This window comes from Glaciecola sp. 33A, from assembly GCF_002836745.1.
GTDB lineage: Bacteria > Pseudomonadota > Gammaproteobacteria > Enterobacterales > Alteromonadaceae > Glaciecola.
This window is the reverse complement of record NZ_PJAR01000042.1, coordinates 225,567-243,675: the sequence shown is the minus strand read 5'-3', so window position 1 is coordinate 243,675 and position 18,109 is coordinate 225,567. Positions and strand designations below refer to the sequence as shown.

Here is an 18,109-nt window from a genome sequence, read left to right as displayed (position 1 = left end):
ACGATTTGGTGGGATTAAATGATGTTTTTCTGCTCAACACCGTTATAAGTGCAAATAGCAGGCCATTAGAAGTTGCGGTTTTTCAAAAAAAAACCTCTGGAGACCCTGTTAGCTATGCATTTTATAACACTGTTTTATTAATAGCGTTTAATCATAAGCGTTGATAATAACGCAGCGTTATAAAGCTTTATAAAAAAATTGAAAAGTCAGTTGTCTACGATTCCTTTTTTTAGTCCATTTTGTTTTTTCGCTCTCGGCGTCTCTTTGCAATCATCGATGATGGCGCACTAATAAGGAGGTTCAAAAACAAGCCAAATAATACACCAAATAGAATACCTTCGGTTGTAATAGGTAAACCAAATGAAAAATTTTCTAACGTATTGTCTATGTATTGCCAGCCACTTGGGGAGAGCATATAGAGCAACTTCTGAATTATATTGCCGCTTTGGAAAACAGCGAGTCCTTCACTCAACTCATTATACTTAATGATGGTTTGCTGTTTCTGAACTGCGTCATCGCGCACGCTAGGAACTGCATTTTGCAGATGATGCTCAATCATAGCGTCTACAGAAGCGTAATTGTATTTTTTGGCAGTTTGTTGATAGCCATTAATTTGCCATTGACTCGATTCATGCATGCCCGCTAAAAACTGTTGGTAATGATCAGCCAACTGAGGCACTTGAAGAGCCAAAACTAATGTGATGCCAAAAAATAGCTTGTCGAGTGTTTTAAATATCAATGTAATTCCTACTTAACTTGGCGTGGGCAGTTGCTAATTGCCCTTTGTCTGCACTCGCTTTATATAAAATATATAATAAGGACTTTATTAAGCAAGGCCGCGACAGTGACAACGTGTTATCAGAGTATACAATACATGTTAATCTAGCTTAAGTTAACGCATGTCAATGATGAATAGTTAAACGATGAAAAAACAAGCCGCTTCGCCAAAAAAGACTGTATCTGCTCCATCTATTGATTCTGCGAGGAATACGCTAGCGCTTAGTCACCCTGAAGCGTTAGTTAGCACTGCTCTATTAAGCGAAAGCGAAAACACCAGCAGTCAGCAAGCGCTAGACACAATTGCACGCCAATTTGCCTACCAAATCATTACCGGGTTTGATAAATCATATCGTTGGCATAGTCGCATTACGGCCGGGGCAAAAGAACGATTTGAGAATCAACAATGGGCTCAATCTCAGCGCGCTATTGAAGAACGGATCGCTATTTATGAGCAAAGTTTAACGGATATCGTTATCGACTTATATCAACAAGTTCATCCTAAGCAACAAGATCAACGCTTTTGGAAAGCGGCCAAAAATCAATACTCTAAATTACTCAACGGTCACCCACAATTTGAATTGGCTGAGACCTTTTATAATTCAGTTATCGGGCGTATTTTTAAACACGGTAAAATTGATGACAATATGATGTTTGTGCTGCCTAGTCGTTGCTATTTACCTGGCCAAGACCGACATAAAGTTATTTATAGTTTTGATACTTCTGGCACTGTTAGAGCCATGCACGAATCTATATTTGATACTTATCGTTTCAAAACCCCTTTCGATAATCTAGATATCGATTTAGATAACATGGACGCGGCGTTAAGGGCGCAATTGAATCGTGATAAATTGGCTAGCGTGCACGCCGTAGAAATGCTAAAACCTGTTTTTTTTCGCGGAAAAGCAGCCTATTTGGTAGGCCGCATTTGTATGCCCGACGAAACATTACCTTTTGTTATCGCCATGCAAATGACGGATGATGGCAAACTCATGGTCGATGCGTTGTTAACTGAGCGACATCATTTAAGTGTGATATTCAGTTTTGCACGTTCGTATTTTATGGCCGACACGCAATATCCAGCAGAAGTCGTTGCTTTTTTACAAGAGCTATTGCCGCATAAAAAGAACTTTGAACTATATATGTCAATGGGTTTTTACAAACACGGTAAGACCGTGTTTTATCGTAATTTTTTAGCCCATTTAGATAATACTTCGGGTGGTAATACGACCGACATGTTTGAACTTGCGCCTGGTATAAAAGGACTAGTGATGACTGTTTTTCACTTACCCTCTTATGGGGTTGTATTTAAAGTGATTAAGGATAAATTTGCTGAAAGTAAAAAAATTACTCGAGAATACGTTAAAGATCGCTACCGATTGGTAAAAGCCACCGATCGCGTAGGCCGTATGGCTGATACTCATGAATACGTGAACTTCCGTTTTCCGCGCAATCGTATTGACCAAGAACTCTTGCAATACCTTAAGGACACCTGCGCGAGCAGTCTGACAATCACAGAAAGCGATGTGATAATTTCACACATGTATATTGAACGAAAAATGACGCCACTTAACTTATATCTGCAACAGGAGACCGACTCGATAAAAATTCGTAATGTGCTTGATGAACTTGGTCTTTGTATTAAACAAATAGCCCTAGCAAATGTTTTCCCAGGTGATATGTTGCATAAAAATTTCGGCGTAACGAAAACCGGAAGAGTCATATTCTACGACTATGATGAGATTTGCTACATGTCCGAACGTCAGTTTCGTCGTTTACCTAAAAACGGCGACCCCTATGCTATTGATACTTTATCAGTGGGTCCTACTGATGTATTTCCTGAACAGTTTGAACACTTTATTGTGGGTAAAAAAGTATTTAAAGATATATTAAAAGAACTACATGGCGATCTCATGACCACTGAATATTGGCTCGAAACGCAGCGCATAACAGCTCAAGGTATCATTCAAAATTTTACACCTTACCCTGAGCGCTATCGCTTTATACGTTAGTTGATTGCTTAACTTAACAGCAGGTAATAATGAGCGGCTACGGTGACCATGCCAATACCCCAGAATAGGCTTCTCAACAAGTGCCAGTCGCTCCAATAACAAACTAAATAGGCCAGACGAACAACCACAAACATAATACACAAATAGGCGGTGGTGTGATTAACTGAATTGAGAGCGAGCACTAACAATATCGTTGGCGCAAAAAATGTGGTCGCTTCAAAACAGTTCTCATGGGCCGCTTTTGACCTAGCACCCAGACCCTCTAGGTTTTTTTGTTGTTCACGAGGTAACCTATTGTCGTATCCTCCTTGCTTATTCATCATCATGGCTAGAGGCACTTTCGCCAGCATCGGCATAAAAACCACTATTGCCATACAAATTACTACTATTGTCATACTTGTCTCCTAATTTGGTTTCCCTTGATAAAGTAAAGGATATAGGTCTTTATTGTAAAATTTTACGTAAAAAATTTATGTCGTCTATTTGTACCTATAATATACGATTATGTGGATTAACGTTTGTAAATCATTGCGTGAATATTATCGATATTTTCAGATAAGCAAAGTCACAAGAATCGCCAATATGTCAAATGGAAAAAGACTAAAATGAAGATACTTATCGTAGAAGACGACTCGACCGTTGCACAATACATTAACAAAGGTCTTAAAGAATCAGGCCACACCCCCGAGGTAGCAAACGATGGTAAACAAGGATTGTTATTGGCCACTACCAACAAATATGATGTGATCGTTTTGGATAGAATGTTACCGCATGTCGACGGTATTGCGCTATTAAACACCATTAGAGCGTCTGGTAATAAAACGCCAACGGTTATCCTGAGTGCAAAAAACAAAGTTGAAGATAAAGTAAAAGGTTTGCGCTCGGGCGCTGATGATTACATGACCAAACCTTTCGCTTTTGAAGAACTATTGGCGCGTATTGAAATTATTGGCTCTCGTCAGGCGCCTGCAACGCCTATCGTTACCGAAATCGTGCTGGGTGAGTTAAAACTCGACCTAATTAATCGGCGTGTTACCCGCAACGATACTGTCATCGATCTACAATCAAAAGAATTCAAACTGCTTGAATTCTTATTGAAAAATAAAGGCAAGATAGTCACAAGAACAATGCTGTTAGAAAAAGTATGGGAGTATAACTTCGACCCTCAAACTAATGTGATCGACGTGCATATCAGCAGACTAAGAAATAAAATTGACAAAGGTTTTAGCTATCAAATTATTGAGACTATTCGTGGAGCTGGGTATTTAGTATCAGAGCCAACAGCTTAGGAGCCGAATAAGTGAGAGCAATCAGCGCATTTCGAAACAGCTCTAGTTTTACACTTAGTATTGTATTGACCAGCTTGTTAATGATCGGAGTGGTGTTTATTACCTACTTCCTCATTATTTCGAATGACGATTTACTAATAAGAGAGTCAGAAGCGGCCATCAACGCTGATATAAGAGGCTTTAATTCACTGTATAGAGCTGCCGGTTCAAAGGCCGTTGAAAAAGCACTAAATGATAGAATTGCAGAAAACGGAAACGACTTTTTCTATCATCTCAAGAACGACAAAAACAAGTTTATTACTGGCAATATGCTGTTTTGGCCGAACGATGATACCCAAAGCATCAAAAATGGCATGTTGTCATTAAAAATTGGTGACGCCGCATCCAAAGAATATGATGTTATGGCCAAGATAATGGTCTTGACTAACGGTCATCAATTACTTATTGGGCGCAATATAGACGACATAGAAATTATTCAGTGGGTTGGCCGAACCTTTGGTTGGATAATGATATTGATCCTTTGCCTAATTTCAGCCACTAGTATTTGGGTAGCGTACTATGTTGTAAACCGTATTAATATTATTTCAGAAAAAGCTGATGACATCATTTCTACCGGTAAATTAACTGAGCGCTTGCCGGTCGATAGCAACTGGGATGATTTGAGCAAATTGACCATGGCGCTGAATAAAATGCTTGACCAATTTGAGTATTCCGTTGAAGGCATCAAGTCGGTGTCTGATAACATTGCACATGACTTACGTACGCCCTTAGCAAGGCTCAAAACACATATTGAAGTGATGCCTGAGGGCGATGATAAATTTGCACTTCTAAAAGAGTCTGATAATTTATTGTCTATCTTTAACTCATTATTAAGAATTGCAGATATTGAGTCTGAACGAAAAACCAGTGCGTTTGCTCAACACAATATGAAGCAAATTCTCGAGGACGTAGTTGACCTTTACTTCCCCGTTATTGAGGACAATAAGATCCATTTGACGCTGACCATTAACTTAAAAAACGTAACACTATATTGCGATAAAGACCTTATATTTCAGGCCTTCGCAAATGTCCTAGATAACGCAATTAAATTTAATGAAGAAGGGGGCAATATTGTTGTCACCCTAAATGACGGAACATTAGGACAGCAAAAGGAAATGATTTTCAGTGTCTTTGACTCCGGTCCTGGCGTCATGCCGCCGGCTTTTGAAAAACTCACACAACGTTTTTATCGTGAAGACAGTAGCCGAAATAAAAGTGGCAATGGTTTGGGATTGGCGCTGGTGTTGGCGATTGTCAACCTGCACAAAGGCACCATCGGCTTTATCGACAATCCCTTAGCAACAACATCAGGCTTAGGATGCCAGATTGTGCTGCCTCAACGTGAGTAAAGTTAGCAGCCGAGGGATGATACATTACCCCCACCCCGACAACCCAATATAACTGTGTCGTTGTTGATGCTTTACGCTGATTGATTGCTGTTTTACTTTACTGTTTTTGCATAAAAATCGATACTTCAGCCATCACAATGCCGAATTTTTTTATGTACGAACGATTCATCATTGTTTTGTCATCAAAGGCAAAAAACCAATCGTCAAAATTCACTCGGTAGGTAGAGCCACCCACAGCTAAATCCATTTCGTATGCGAAGTTAAATGCATTCCCATGCGGGGTGCCTTTAGCTGCACCTGCGATGTCACCGGCATTGCCCGTATACGTGCCATCCGCATTTTTGCTCAAGGTCCAAACGCGTGTTTCTGGACCGTCGCCAAAACCATATTCAAAGCGTTCATCTAAAATTAAATTACCATCCTTTTTATAACCATCGATATGCACGATGAAACGCTGAACCACATCACCATCTCGGTTTTGGACAATTCCCCACGCTTTCACTTTACCGTCAAAGAAGCTCTCAATATCAAACTTAGGTTCCATTTGCTCATATTTTTGCGCATCTAACGATATTGAGCATGCACCCAAAACAATAATTGAGGCTGCCAGAGCTAGTAGCCTACTGACATTTTTTGATATTTTCGACAAATTCATTTTTACTCCTGATACGCTTATCTTAAAACAGAGTTGAGCGATTTTTTGGCTTTTTAATATTGCTTCGATACTCACTGCGGCTCACATCGCTACGCTTATCTAGTGAGATAGTAGATACAAGCTAGGCACTGGGTTATTGAAGCCCTAACAACTGTTTACGCATTTTTGGCTCAGAAGTTTTTTCATTTAACCATATATCGAAAAAAGATTGACCAAAAGATTTATCGTCTATGCTACCAACCAACCTGCCTTCATGGTAGAAGTGCGTGTGTTGATTTTCATCCATCACGCCGGTAATATTTTCACCCTCTTTCACATTCGGGAAAACAGAACGCATTTGTTCAAACCATTTAGCCAGTAACACTTCATCTTCGTAACCAATGTCTCGCATCTCATCTACCGACCGACTGGCTATTTCTTCGCCATCAAAATCGCGTAAATACGTTAGCGACAATGCAAAAGATGTGTCCTTCTTCCACTTGCCGTTGGCTGCCGCTAATTTAGCATCATAAATTTTCCAAAACATAATCTTGAGCCGCGCCTCGCCAACCACTTTTGGGTTTTGCATATACTGTGCAGAAATCTGCTCAAAGGTGAATGGCGTATTCGCTGCAGCGGCACCTGATACACTCAATTGAGTTGGCGTTTCAGGGGTTTTTGCATGGCTTCCAGCAGCGTACATGACAACAGTAAGTGACAGCGCTAAAAGCATCGGAGATAATATTATTTTTGGTAAATTCATAGTCGCTTCCTCATTATCTGTCGTATTACAGATGATATATAAGTAATAACGTCGTATTCTACAATAGAAGATCAGTATAGAGGATTAAACTTTGTTAACCTGTCCGCGCACCGAGAGTATCGCAACACAATTTTCAATTATTACTCCTTCGCCTTTACAAAAAATAGAAGCGGCCTGGACTCGCTTCTTTATTGGTGAAAGCAGAAAAAAAGTTGAAGTTTGGTGTAAACGAGACGACTTGCTGCATGGCGTTATAGCGGGAAATAAGTGGCGTAAACTAGCTAAGCCTTTGCAAGAATTTCAGCTCAATCGGGCATCACACGTACTCAGTTTTGGCGGTCCATATTCAAATCACCTGCACGCACTGGGCTATTGTTGTAACCAGCTGAATATCAAGTTTACTGCCGTTATTCGTGGCGCTTATCTAAAAGACCAAGCGTTTAACCGCACCTTGCAAGATTTAAACAACTGGAATGCTAATTTGGTCTTTGTGGACAAGATAACCTACCAACAAAAAACCGATGAAAACTACTTAGCAACACTTCGTAAAAAAATGAGTGCCGATGTTATTATTCCAGAAGGTGGCTCACAACAAGACGCGCTTTTTGGCATGCAGGCAATGCTAGATGAAATTAATATGGCTACTTCAAGCAGGCCTTTTGACGCCATATTACTGCCTGTTGGCAGCGGCGCAAGCATGGCTGGTGTCATTGAAAACTGCTCATCAAAACTTGCAAAACATATAATCGGCATCGGCGTACTGCAAGGCGAAGGCTATTTAGAGGGCTTGGTAAATCAATTCCTAAACAAGGACACACCTCATTTACCTTGGCATATCAATCACCAATTTCACTTTGGTGGTTATGCCAAAAGCACAGTTGAGCTAAAGACGTTTTGCAAAGAGGTCAATCAGCAACAAGCGAAACAAGACATACCTATTTGCATTGAACCGGTTTACTCCGGCAAATGTTTTTTCGCCCTCAAAACGCTTATCCAACAGGGGTATTTTGCCCCCAATAGCAAAATCTTGATCATTCATACAGGTGGATTGCAAGGAGCTCGCTAACGAAGTGATACATCAATATAAAACCATCGCAGTATTAGACTGAACTATTTTACGGTGCTTACCGTTAAATTACCCATATGTAACACTCACATATAGATCGCAAATAAAGGTCTATATACCATCAGTAATTAAAGAAGTTGAGGTCAGCGGCATGAACCACAAAATGATTTTGAAACAGCAGGTGCAATATGCATCAATGATTGATAGAGCATTGAACTTGTGTGAAGCCATGCTCTCTCGATCACAAACTTTGTATCCCTTTGCCGTACTCTCAATCGACAAACAGATTCAATGCGTTTTTCTTGATGACGAGGACTACAATAATACACATCCTAACGGCGCGCATTTTGGCATGATCGAAAAGCTCGAACGTCAGTTAGCGTCAGGTAAAAAACAAGCAAACTCGGCCATTGGCATGCTTGTGTATGCTGCTACGATTAGATCTCCCCAACAAGAAGAGAACGATGCACTCATGTTTAGTATTTGCGATGCAAATGGTGAAAACACCCTAACACTCTATCCTTATGAGTTTGAGGTAAATTCAATTAAAATAGGGAAGCCTTTTACTTGTGATTTTCCAGACTGATCCTATCACTATCTGCACTTTTCCATTAAACTTGTGAATTTAAAAATTGCTGTTACGATGCAGCCAAATTATTTAGTAAGGAATTTTTATGTCTCGTGTATTAATAATCGGCGCTGGCGGTGTTTCTTCCGTGACTGTTAAAAAGTGTGCTCGATTACCTGAAATATTTGACGAAATCTATTTGGCGAGTCGCACATTATCAAAATGTGAAGCGCTTCAAAAAGAAGTAGGTGCAGAGCGTCTAAAAGGCGTTTTTACGGTTGATGCGGATAACGCGGACGCCGTTATCGAATTAATAAATAAAGTGAAACCTGACTTGGTAATTAATCTTGCCCTGCCCTATCAAGATTTACCTATTATGGATGCGTGTTTAGCGACGAAAACTGACTATCTTGATACCGCAAATTACGAACCGAAAGACGTCGCTAAATTCGAATATTCTTGGCAGTGGGCTTATCAGCAAAGGTTCCAAGATGCCGGCATTATGGCACTTCTTGGCAGCGGGTTCGATCCCGGCGTAACTAACGTTTACACGGCCTATGCGGCAAAGCATTACTTTGATGAAATTCATTATTTGGATATTGTCGATTGCAATGGCGGTGACCACGGTCAGGCTTTCGCAACAAACTTCAATCCTGAGATTAATATTCGCGAAATAACCCAACGGGGTCGCTTTTGGGAAAATGGCGAATGGAAAGAAACTGACCCATTAACTGTCCGCGAAGATTTAGATTATCAAAACATCGGCGTAAGGGCCTCTTATTTGTTGTTCCACGAAGAACTAGAGTCATTAGTTAAGCATTTCCCTACGTTAAAACGTGCTCGTTTTTGGATGACCTTTGGTGACGCTTACTTGAATCACTTAAAAGTGCTTGAAGGCATAGGCATGACAAGCATTCACCCTATCGACTTTCAAGGCCAACAAATAATTCCTCTGGAATTTTTGAAGGCAGTACTACCTAATCCTGGTTCTCTAGCCGAAGGTTATACCGGAAAAACCTGCATTGGTACTTACGTAACGGGCATAAAAGACGGCAAAGAAAAAACTATTTTTATTTACAATAACTGTGAACATGCCGTTTGTTATGAAGAAGTTGGCGCGCAAGCAGTTTCTTACACCACCGGTGTCCCTGCCATGATTGGTGCAGCGCTGATGTTAAACAATACATGGAAAAAACCAGGCGTATGGAACATGGAGCAATTCGATCCAGACCCCTTTATGGCGATGCTAAAGGAACATGGCCTACCTTGGCATGTTATTGAATGCGAACGCAGCCCGTTCGCGAAGTAGTGAGATAAGACTCAATGACAAATAGATATTTAAGAGACGATATTCCTTCTCCTTGTTACGTTTGTGACGAAGCGAAGCTTGAACAAAATTTGCAACTGATGCAATACGTTCAAAATAAGGCAGGCGTTGATATCATTTTGGCGCTCAAAGCCTTTTCAATGTGGTCAACTTTTCCGTTGATCAAGCAGTATTTGAAGGGTGCAACAGCAAGTGCTGTTTGGGAAGCAAAGCTTGCCAATTACGAAATGGGCGGCGAAGTGCATTGTTATTCTCCCGCCTACAAGCAGAAAGACATGGACCAGCTTTTAGATTTAGTGCATCACTTATCTTTCAACAGCATGAGCCAATGGGATCGATTTAAAGAGCAAGTTATGCAAAGCTCGGTTTCTGCAGGCTTACGAGTGAACCCAGAGATTCAAGAGGCTGACACGCCGCTATACGACCCTTGTGCACCTGGTTCTCGCTTAGGAATTTTAGCGTCTCAACTGGAAGGTCAGGACTTAACTGGTGTTGACGGATTCCATGTACACAATTTATGTGAATGTGATTCGTTTGCGACTGAGCGTACATTGCACGCGATAGAGAAAAAGTTTTCAAGGTATCTACCTAAGCTAAAATGGTTAAATTTGGGCGGCGGTCATTTGATGACAAAAGAAGGTTATGACCTTGAACATTTAATTAAGGCCTTGGTCACTTTTAAAGAAAAGTATCCAAATTTACGTATTATTATGGAGCCTGGCTCAGCTGTTGCTTGGCAAGCGGGTGCATTGGTTGCCGAAGTTGTCGACATTGTTGAAAATGAACAACAAATTCTGATAATGGATATCAGTGCCACAGCGCATATGCCTGATGTACTGGAAATGCCATACCGACCTAAAATTAGTGATGCTGGTATGCCCAACGAAAAAGCATTTACCTACAAAATAGGTGGCAACTCTTGCTTAGCCGGTGACGTAATTGAGGAATACAGCTTTGATAATAAATTAAAGGCCGGTGACCGATTAGTGTTTGAAGATATGCTGCATTACACCATGGTTAAAACAACTTTTTTTAATGGTGTGGAACATCCGAGTATGGGAATTTTACGAAAAGATAACTCCTTTGATTTGCTAAAAGAGTTTACGTACGAAGAGTTTAAAGCTCGCTTGTCATAATTGTTACTTCAGTACCTTCCAATTAACAAATCGCAGCGACAAAAAAAACTCGAAGACCGCAATAGCCCCGAAAGTTGAATATCACTTTTGGGGCGTTATGAACGAATTAAAAAATACTCGCCGTTTCAATAAAAACCTATCAAACACCGATCTGAGGGGACAAGTACTCATACTGCCATCACTTATTTCCGGTCTAACTCAGGCAACTGTTCAATAACCAAGATTATATGCGACTCACCGTATTAGTGTGTTAAGAAAGTCAATATGCTCGTTAGTTGCAAAAAAAAGGCTTGAGTTCGGTACAATACCGAGATCAAGCCTCTATAGTGGCCTTATTAAAGAGTCTCAATTAAAGCAGGCTCTTCAAAAAGTAGGCAGTTCAACTAACCTAGTTTAGGTTTTAGAACTTGTATTGTACACCAAAACGAAGTTCCCACTGAGATGCATCACCCTGACGAGTTTCCGGTGTAGTATCACCAATACGAACGATGTTAGGCGCTTCATACAAAACACCCCAGTCGTCGTTTAACATATTGGTGAAGTTGTCGACAATAAAGTAAACATTAGCACTGTGGCCTTCAGCAAACGCTGGTATGTCTTGTCTTACACTGATATCGACTTTTGTCCACCATGAACTTTCCATTGAGTTACGTGACGACCCAATTGGTAGCACTGCACCACTGCCGCTATCAAATCTTTCAAGGAAAGGTGTAAATCCAAATTCTGAGTTACCATTCTCTAGCACGCGGCTATATGGACTGCCAGATTGGCTTAAACCAAAGGCCGAGAAACGAGTTTGCAAACCATCAATTAGCTCAACCGTGTAACGAAAATCAACGGTAATACGGTGCTCAATGTTCCAATCCGACAGAGAAGAAACTTGTTCGTTCGGATTAGTATAAGCGCGGAACTGGTAGTTTGAAAACGCAACGGCGCTGTTCATTGGCTGTGAATCTTCAGCGTCACTGTAGGCATAACCTGTTGTTAACTGAATACCGTTATCCCAACTCTTGGTCATGCTGCCAGCGAGACTCAAAGAGGTCGAATCAGCTGAAGAGTTAGTTAATTTAAAGGCGTCAATGTTAGGACTTGCGTAGTCGATATAACCATTATCAGTTACGCCTTCTTCAACTAAATCACCCTTCAAAACAATAGCGGCGTCGTAAGTGCGAGATATAATTAAATCAACGTCAAATACATAGCCAGAATCCGTTAAATGTGTCATACCGGCAGTGAGTTTCAGTTCACTTGGCAGCTTGAAATCAGGGTCTAAATAGTTGACTTCAAAGTTTGCACCCGTTCCACCTGCAACTGCATCAAACATCTCAGATGGCACACCATAGCCTGGGCCATTTGGCACGCCAGCTTCAAGACCGGAGTAAACGACATCAGCATCGAACAAGGAACGCGAACCGTCGGTGTAGCCATAGTCCCTGCCTCGTGCACCAAACTGAGTGACGTTGGTGTTAGAAAAGTTGTTAGACAACCAGACGTTAGGGTTACCACCACTATATAAGGCAAGACCACCGCGAAGTTCTGTGTTGTCGCTCAACGTGTAGTTCAAGCCAATTCGTGGCTGGAGAAGACCTTCGCCGTCAATCGTGCCGCTGTTGCTAAAACCATATTGTTCAACAAACTGTGCATTTTCTGCTGGCGCATCACTAGATGTATACCATTCATAGCGCAAACCCGCGGTAACTGACAAGTCATCTGTTAGGTAGAAGCTGTCTTGAATATACAAAGAATTAACGGCATAGCCCCAATCCGCAGCAGCGTCGAGAGGATTGCCTGATGGTGCATTGTTGTAATAGATAGCATCTGCGAATCCGTTGCGGAAATTCTCAATACCGTCAAAGCGGATTTCAGTTTCCGTATGCTGCACAAATAAGTTAAATATGTCTAATTCATCGCGTTCATAACCGAACGTTACCGTATGGTCATTGTCAAAGTAGTAAGTGCCTCGGAGAATAATGCCAAACTGTTCCCAATTTAAGTCATTAGCTTGACGACTGTCGTCCGATCCAAGGTAGACATCTACATTGTCAAGTTCAACACGTATTTCACCGAAATCATTGCCACCAATAGTGCCATCTCCCGCACGTGAGTTCTGGCGATTATCTAGTTCTTGGTCAACGATGCGAATTTCAGTAGAAAAACTATCAGTCCAATCTGAGTACAAAGAGCCTACTAATGAAGTTAATTCAGCACCACGCTCATACAAATGGTTTTCAAATTCAAACTCACTGTCATCACCATCAGACTGATTAAAATTCAAACCATCATTGTAATTATATGTGAATGACGCACGATGTTGTTCGTTAATATTCCAGTCTAATTTAATCAGAAGTTTTTCATCTTCATTCGCTAAACTCGCAGGAATACCGCCTGGATCAAAACCATAAAGGTTGTTTGATATAGAAGCAATTTCATCTAATTCAGCTTGAGTAACTTCAACCTCAACTACCGCACCAGAACCAGTTGCACCGCGTTCGAATAAGTTATTGCCTTCTAATTTTTCGTATGCAGCGAAAAAGAATAGCGTGTCTTGAATAAGTGGACCACCAACGGTGAAACCGAAGCGTTTCTCGTTAAAGCTACTAAGGGCTATGTTATCACCCTCAAGCGAATCACCCTTTAATGAATCGTTGGTATAGTCGTAGAAGGCTGAACCGTGAAATTCATTAGTACCCGTTTTGGCTACAGCGTTAATATTACATGCTGTAAAACCACCATAAATAACACTCACTGGCGCTAATTCAACCGCAACCTGCTCAATAGCGTCGAAAGAAAAAGGCATTCTTTCGGTTGGATAGCCATTTGAATTCAAACCAAATGAATCACTCAATCGAACACCGTCTACAGTCAAACTATTAAAACGAGGACTTTTACCCGCACACTGGATTGAGTTTTGACCCGCTTCATCCACATAAACTCTTGGGTCTATGCGCAGAATGTCAGTGATATCGCGGTTGATAGCTGGAACATTTTCTAAAGTATCAATTCCAAACGTTGTGGCAGGGCTGTTTTTTCCAAAAGCAACGCTGTTCATGCGAGAACCGGTAACTGATATACGCTCAACATCTTCGTCTGATACAAGAGCAACTTCAATTGGATAATCCTCACCCAGGGTCAAAAATACACCCGTAATAGTCTCATCATTGAGAGACGTTGAGTCAAGCTTTATGGTGTAAGGTCCACCAACACGCAATCCAGTAAGGTTGAAAGTGCCGTTTTCACTAACTGTAACAGTTTTAGTTGCGCCGGTAGGTTCATGAGTAACAGTGACTACGGTCCCTGCAGCTGGATTTCCTTGAGGACCGACTATACTCCCAGTCATTCCTGAGGAAGTAACTTGCGCCATCGCCGCAGTTGACATACCAATCGACATAGCAACGGCAATTGCTGTGCGACTAAGCTTTGTATTTCTAAACATTATGTTTTCCTGTTTTATGTGAGTTTATAATTTGATATAGGCTGCACTCCGCATATATTTTGATAAGAGTGCAAAGTAGTTTCTAATTGATAGCAAACTTATTCGCTGTGCCTGCTTTTTTGGCGCATAGTGTATCAGACATATTGTGACGTTTTTATTACAAGATTACTTTTGTTGAATATTATTATAGAACCAAACTGCATTAATCGCACATAACTCTGTACATAAAGAATATACAAACCACACGCTGCAAGTTGACCACTACTTAAGCAATGCGTTTCACTTTAATCATTGCAGATATAGCATAATTTCTGTGTCAGTTTTTAGTTCAGTCTTTTTCTCGTAAAACTTATTATTGTCTAATTTACAGGCTTGCTTAGAGTTTAAGCATGACATTACTGTCCTTGGCCTGAAGTTAGTATAGTAACTTTCTAAGCTTCTGCGCGAAATAAAAAAATGATAAGCAGTTGATATAAACTAGCGTCAATTTTAAGGCATGGCGGTATAATTAAGCAGCATCTTCATATAATACTAGCGACTACAAAAGCTTAAATTGATCGAAATGGACCGAAAGGGTATCCTATGTCTACTATTATTACCGACTTAAACTAGATCCATGCAAAAACCAATTATACTTGCAATATCAGGTGCATCAGGTTCAGGAAAATCACTTTTTACACAAAATCTAGCATTAAAATTACGCCAACACGGTCGTGAAGTGCTCGTGCTGCAAGAGGATCACTACTATAAAGCTCAAGACCACATAGAGATGGGTGACCGTATCAATACTAACTATGACCACCCTGATGCTTTTGAACATGACTTATTAAATCAACATTTACAGGAGTTGAATACCGGTAGTAGTAGCATTGAATATCCAAGTTATTGTTACGTTACACATACTCGACTTCCCGACTTTGACGTTATTAGTCCAGCGCCTATTATTATTCTTGAAGGGATTATGTTACTGACACAAATTCAATTATTCGACCAATTCGACATCAAAGTGTTTGTCGACACGCCCCTTGATGTCTGTTTAATGCGAAGAATGCTGCGTGATACCCAAGAGCGTGGACGTTCTATCAACTCCGTTGCAAAACAGTATGAAGAGACAGTCAAACCGATGTATCATCGGTTTATAGAACCTAGCAAAACATTTGCTGACCTGATCGTACCCCACGGAGGTGAGAATCACTTGGCAGTGGATGTTTTATGTTCTTACTTACTGGAAGGCAAATCGGTAGTAGCGTAAACTAAAATAAAAAAAAAGTGAAAATTAAATGACAGGATTATTAGGGATCGCCTTTTTATTAGGCATGGCTTTTTTGTTCTCTTCGGCAAGGAAAAGTATCAATTGGCGAACCGTCATTGGCGCTTTTGCTATTCAGGCCTTATTGGGCGCCTTTATATTATATTCACAAGGAGGTATCGACTTTCTCAATAGCCTAACGGTATATGTAGCGAATGTTATTTCATACAGCGAAGAAGGTATTCGATTCTTATTTGGCGGTTTACTGGGCAGTGAGTCACTAGGCTTTATATTTGCCATTAATGTTTTGCCTGTCATCATATTCTTCTCATCATTAATTGCCGTTCTCTATCATCTGGGCATTATGTCTGTTGTTATTCGCATAATAGGCGGCGCATTGCAGAAAATACTCGGCACCAGCAGACCTGAATCAATGTCTGCAGCTGCTAATATATTTGTAGGCCAAACCGAAGCCCCGCTTATTATCAAACCTTTTTTACCGACCATGACGCGTTCAGAATTGTTTGCAGTTATGGTCGGTGGTTTAGCCTCAATTGCGGGTTCGATCATGGCAGGTTATGCTAGTTTGGGGATAGAATTAAAGTACCTGTTAGCCGCTAGTTTTATGGCTGCTCCAGGTGGGTTATTAATGGCTAAAATGTTGGAGCCTGAAACCAAAAAAACTAATGAAGGCTTGACCGATGTCAAAGCCGATAATGAAGAATATGCTAATGTGTTCGACGCTGCCGCAAGTGGCGCAAGTGCAGGCTTAAAACTGGCGGTGAATGTAGGTGCAATGTTACTCGCGTTTATCGCGCTAATTGCCCTGCTAAACGGCATGCTTGGTGGTATTGGCGCAATGTTTGATCAACAGGAGCTATCGATACAGCTTATTTTGGGCTACGTATTTCAACCAATAGCATGGTTAATTGGCGTGCCGTGGAACGAAGCAAATTTAGCTGGCAGTTTTATTGGCCAAAAAGTGGTCGTGAATGAGTTTGTTGCGTACTCAGACTTTATCAAATATGCCGATGAGTTATCGCCCATCACTCAAGCTATAGTGACATTTGCATTGTGTGGTTTTGCTAACCTTTCATCAATTGCAATATTGATGGGTGGTATAGGCGCTCTTGCCCCAGCCAGACGCAAAGAGATTGCGCAGTTGGGTTTGAAAGCGGTATTTGCGGCCACGTTAGCGAATTTAATGAGTGCCGCACTTGCTGGCATATTTATTACCTTAAGTTTGTAAATTTTTATCCCAGAAAAGACAGTAGAAAACAAAAAAGTGAAATGACGTGTTCTAGTCACTTGAAGTATGACCAAACAGAGCGAGTTTGATTGAATCAACATCAAACCCAGCAGTTTCAGGTTAATCAATTAAACAGATATAGGTTCACGAAAATATGAAATTAGAAGCCGTAGATTTTACCGCATCCGATGCGCCGCAGAAATTTGTTGAATCATTGCGTCAGACAGGCTTTGGCGTTTTAAAAAATCATCCAATTGAGCAAACGTTAGTCTCCAGTATTTACGCTAACTGGCAAACATTTTTTGATCGTGAGTCAAAACACCAGTACCTTTACAATAAGGGTACTCAAGACGGTTACTTTCCACAAAGCGTGTCAGAAATTGCGAAAGGCTTTAAGAAAAAAGACATAAAGGAATACTTTCATTATTATCCGTGGGGTCAGTGTCCCGCAGAATTGAAGAGTGAACTCAGTAATTATTACCAAAACACGTCAGCGCTAGCCGCTCAGTTACTAAATTGGATAGAAAAAGAATCACCTGACGCCGTAAGCAAGCATTACAGCATGCCACTCTCCCATATGATTGAGGACAGTGGGCAAACCCTCTTGAGAGTGCTGCACTATCCGCCCCTAGGTGGTGATGAAGAAATTGATGCCATTCGCGCAGCAGCGCATGAAGACATTAATCTAATCACATTGTTACCTGCGTCAAATGAGCCCGGCCTGCAAGTAAAAGCAACCGACGGCAGTTGGTTAGATGTACCCTGCGATTTCGGTAACTTGATTGTCAACATTGGTGATATGTTACAAGAAGCGTCTGGCCAATATTTCCCATCAACAACGCACAGAGTTGTTAATCCTGAAGGCACAGACATAACAAAGTCGCGTATTTCATTACCTCTGTTCTTGCATCCACGACCTGATGTAAAATTATCCGAACGACATACTGCGGGCACTTATCTCACTGAGCGTTTAACTGAGCTTGGGGTTCTATGACGTTATTAACGGCGCAACAACCTTCAAGAAAAAGTTGCTGGTCTTCTCAAAATAGAATACAAAACGGTGCCAATAAAAAAAGTTAAGCGGCATTGTTATATTTGAAATTTCATTTTTCGTTCTTTACATTGCTATGTTTTTTTACTGATAAACATTATTTACGCCAACCACCCTAAGAATTCACTTGGCCTTGGGCACTGCAGTCAATAGTTTATAAAGCGCTG

Annotated in this window: 15 protein-coding genes; 10 read left to right on the top strand and 5 right to left on the bottom strand. The window is 40.8% G+C overall.

What is annotated here, in order from left to right:
• Positions 1-229: 229 nt before the first annotated feature.
• Entirely contained in the window at positions 230-739 is a 510-nt protein-coding gene (locus CXF81_RS13730; protein ID WP_101181908.1) for a DUF2937 family protein, read from the bottom strand.
• 184 nt (positions 740-923) lie between these two features.
• Here CXF81_RS13730 and aceK point away from each other — a divergent pair, with 184 nt between their 5' ends.
• Positions 924-2,789 carry a bifunctional isocitrate dehydrogenase kinase/phosphatase gene (gene aceK / locus CXF81_RS13725; protein WP_232771933.1) on the top strand — a complete coding sequence of 622 codons (1,866 nt, stop codon included), beginning with the start codon at positions 924-926 and terminating at the stop codon, positions 2,787-2,789.
• Between the two features lie 8 nt (positions 2,790-2,797).
• On the opposite strand, the gene CXF81_RS13720 is transcribed toward aceK, so the two are convergent.
• On the bottom strand, positions 2,798-3,184 hold the full coding sequence (locus tag CXF81_RS13720) for an MAPEG family protein (protein WP_101181907.1): 387 nt from the start codon (positions 3,182-3,184) through the stop codon (positions 2,798-2,800).
• Positions 3,185-3,394: 210 nt separating this feature from the next.
• Here CXF81_RS13720 and CXF81_RS13715 point away from each other — a divergent pair, with 210 nt between their 5' ends.
• Positions 3,395-4,078: a response regulator transcription factor gene (locus CXF81_RS13715; protein WP_101181906.1), complete on the top strand. Its 684-nt coding sequence runs from the start codon at positions 3,395-3,397 to the stop codon at positions 4,076-4,078.
• An 11-nt stretch (positions 4,079-4,089) separates the two neighbouring features.
• A complete protein-coding gene (locus CXF81_RS13710; protein WP_101181905.1) occupies positions 4,090-5,466 on the top strand; it encodes a HAMP domain-containing sensor histidine kinase in 1,377 nt (458 codons plus the stop codon).
• Between the two features lie 97 nt (positions 5,467-5,563).
• On the opposite strand, the gene CXF81_RS13705 is transcribed toward CXF81_RS13710, so the two are convergent.
• Both CXF81_RS13705 and CXF81_RS13700 read right to left on the bottom strand, forming a co-directional pair.
• On the bottom strand, positions 5,564-6,121 hold the full coding sequence (locus tag CXF81_RS13705; protein ID WP_101181904.1) for a DUF3833 family protein: 558 nt from the start codon (positions 6,119-6,121) through the stop codon (positions 5,564-5,566).
• 133 nt (positions 6,122-6,254) lie between these two features.
• Positions 6,255-6,863, bottom strand: a complete 609-nt coding sequence (locus CXF81_RS13700) for a chalcone isomerase family protein (protein ID WP_101181903.1) — start codon at positions 6,861-6,863, stop codon at positions 6,255-6,257.
• Between the two features lie 91 nt (positions 6,864-6,954).
• On the opposite strand from CXF81_RS13700, the gene CXF81_RS13695 reads away from it, so the two are divergent.
• The 4 genes from CXF81_RS13695 (at position 6,955) to nspC (ending at position 10,960) form a co-directional block, all read left to right on the top strand.
• Positions 6,955-7,929: a 1-aminocyclopropane-1-carboxylate deaminase/D-cysteine desulfhydrase gene (locus CXF81_RS13695; RefSeq protein WP_101181902.1), complete on the top strand. Its 975-nt coding sequence runs from the start codon at positions 6,955-6,957 to the stop codon at positions 7,927-7,929.
• A gap of 151 nt (positions 7,930-8,080) precedes the next feature.
• The gene (locus CXF81_RS13690) at positions 8,081-8,515 is read left to right on the top strand and encodes a hypothetical protein (RefSeq protein ID WP_232771932.1); all 435 of its coding nucleotides are present in this window, start codon (positions 8,081-8,083) and stop codon (positions 8,513-8,515) included.
• Positions 8,516-8,603: 88 nt separating this feature from the next.
• Positions 8,604-9,806 (top strand): saccharopine dehydrogenase family protein, encoded by a 1,203-nt coding sequence (locus CXF81_RS13685; protein WP_101181901.1) that lies wholly within the window; start codon positions 8,604-8,606, stop codon positions 9,804-9,806.
• Between the two features lie 14 nt (positions 9,807-9,820).
• Positions 9,821-10,960 (top strand): carboxynorspermidine decarboxylase, encoded by a 1,140-nt coding sequence (gene nspC, locus CXF81_RS13680; protein WP_101181900.1) that lies wholly within the window; start codon positions 9,821-9,823, stop codon positions 10,958-10,960.
• 400 nt (positions 10,961-11,360) lie between these two features.
• Here nspC and CXF81_RS13675 read toward each other — a convergent pair whose 3' ends face one another.
• Positions 11,361-14,393 (bottom strand): TonB-dependent receptor, encoded by a 3,033-nt coding sequence (locus tag CXF81_RS13675; RefSeq protein WP_101181899.1) that lies wholly within the window; start codon positions 14,391-14,393, stop codon positions 11,361-11,363.
• Positions 14,394-15,009: 616 nt separating this feature from the next.
• On the opposite strand from CXF81_RS13675, the gene udk reads away from it, so the two are divergent.
• The 3 genes from udk (at position 15,010) to CXF81_RS13660 (ending at position 17,885) form a co-directional block, all read left to right on the top strand.
• Positions 15,010-15,645, top strand: coding sequence for a uridine kinase (udk, locus tag CXF81_RS13670; protein WP_101181898.1), 636 nt, complete (start codon positions 15,010-15,012; stop codon positions 15,643-15,645).
• Between the two features lie 28 nt (positions 15,646-15,673).
• Complete coding sequence (locus tag CXF81_RS13665) at positions 15,674-16,891, top strand: NupC/NupG family nucleoside CNT transporter (protein ID WP_101181897.1); 1,218 nt, start codon at positions 15,674-15,676, stop codon at positions 16,889-16,891.
• Positions 16,892-17,045: 154 nt separating this feature from the next.
• Positions 17,046-17,885 (top strand): 2OG-Fe(II) oxygenase family protein, encoded by an 840-nt coding sequence (locus CXF81_RS13660; protein ID WP_101181896.1) that lies wholly within the window; start codon positions 17,046-17,048, stop codon positions 17,883-17,885.
• Positions 17,886-18,109: the final 224 nt, after the last annotated feature.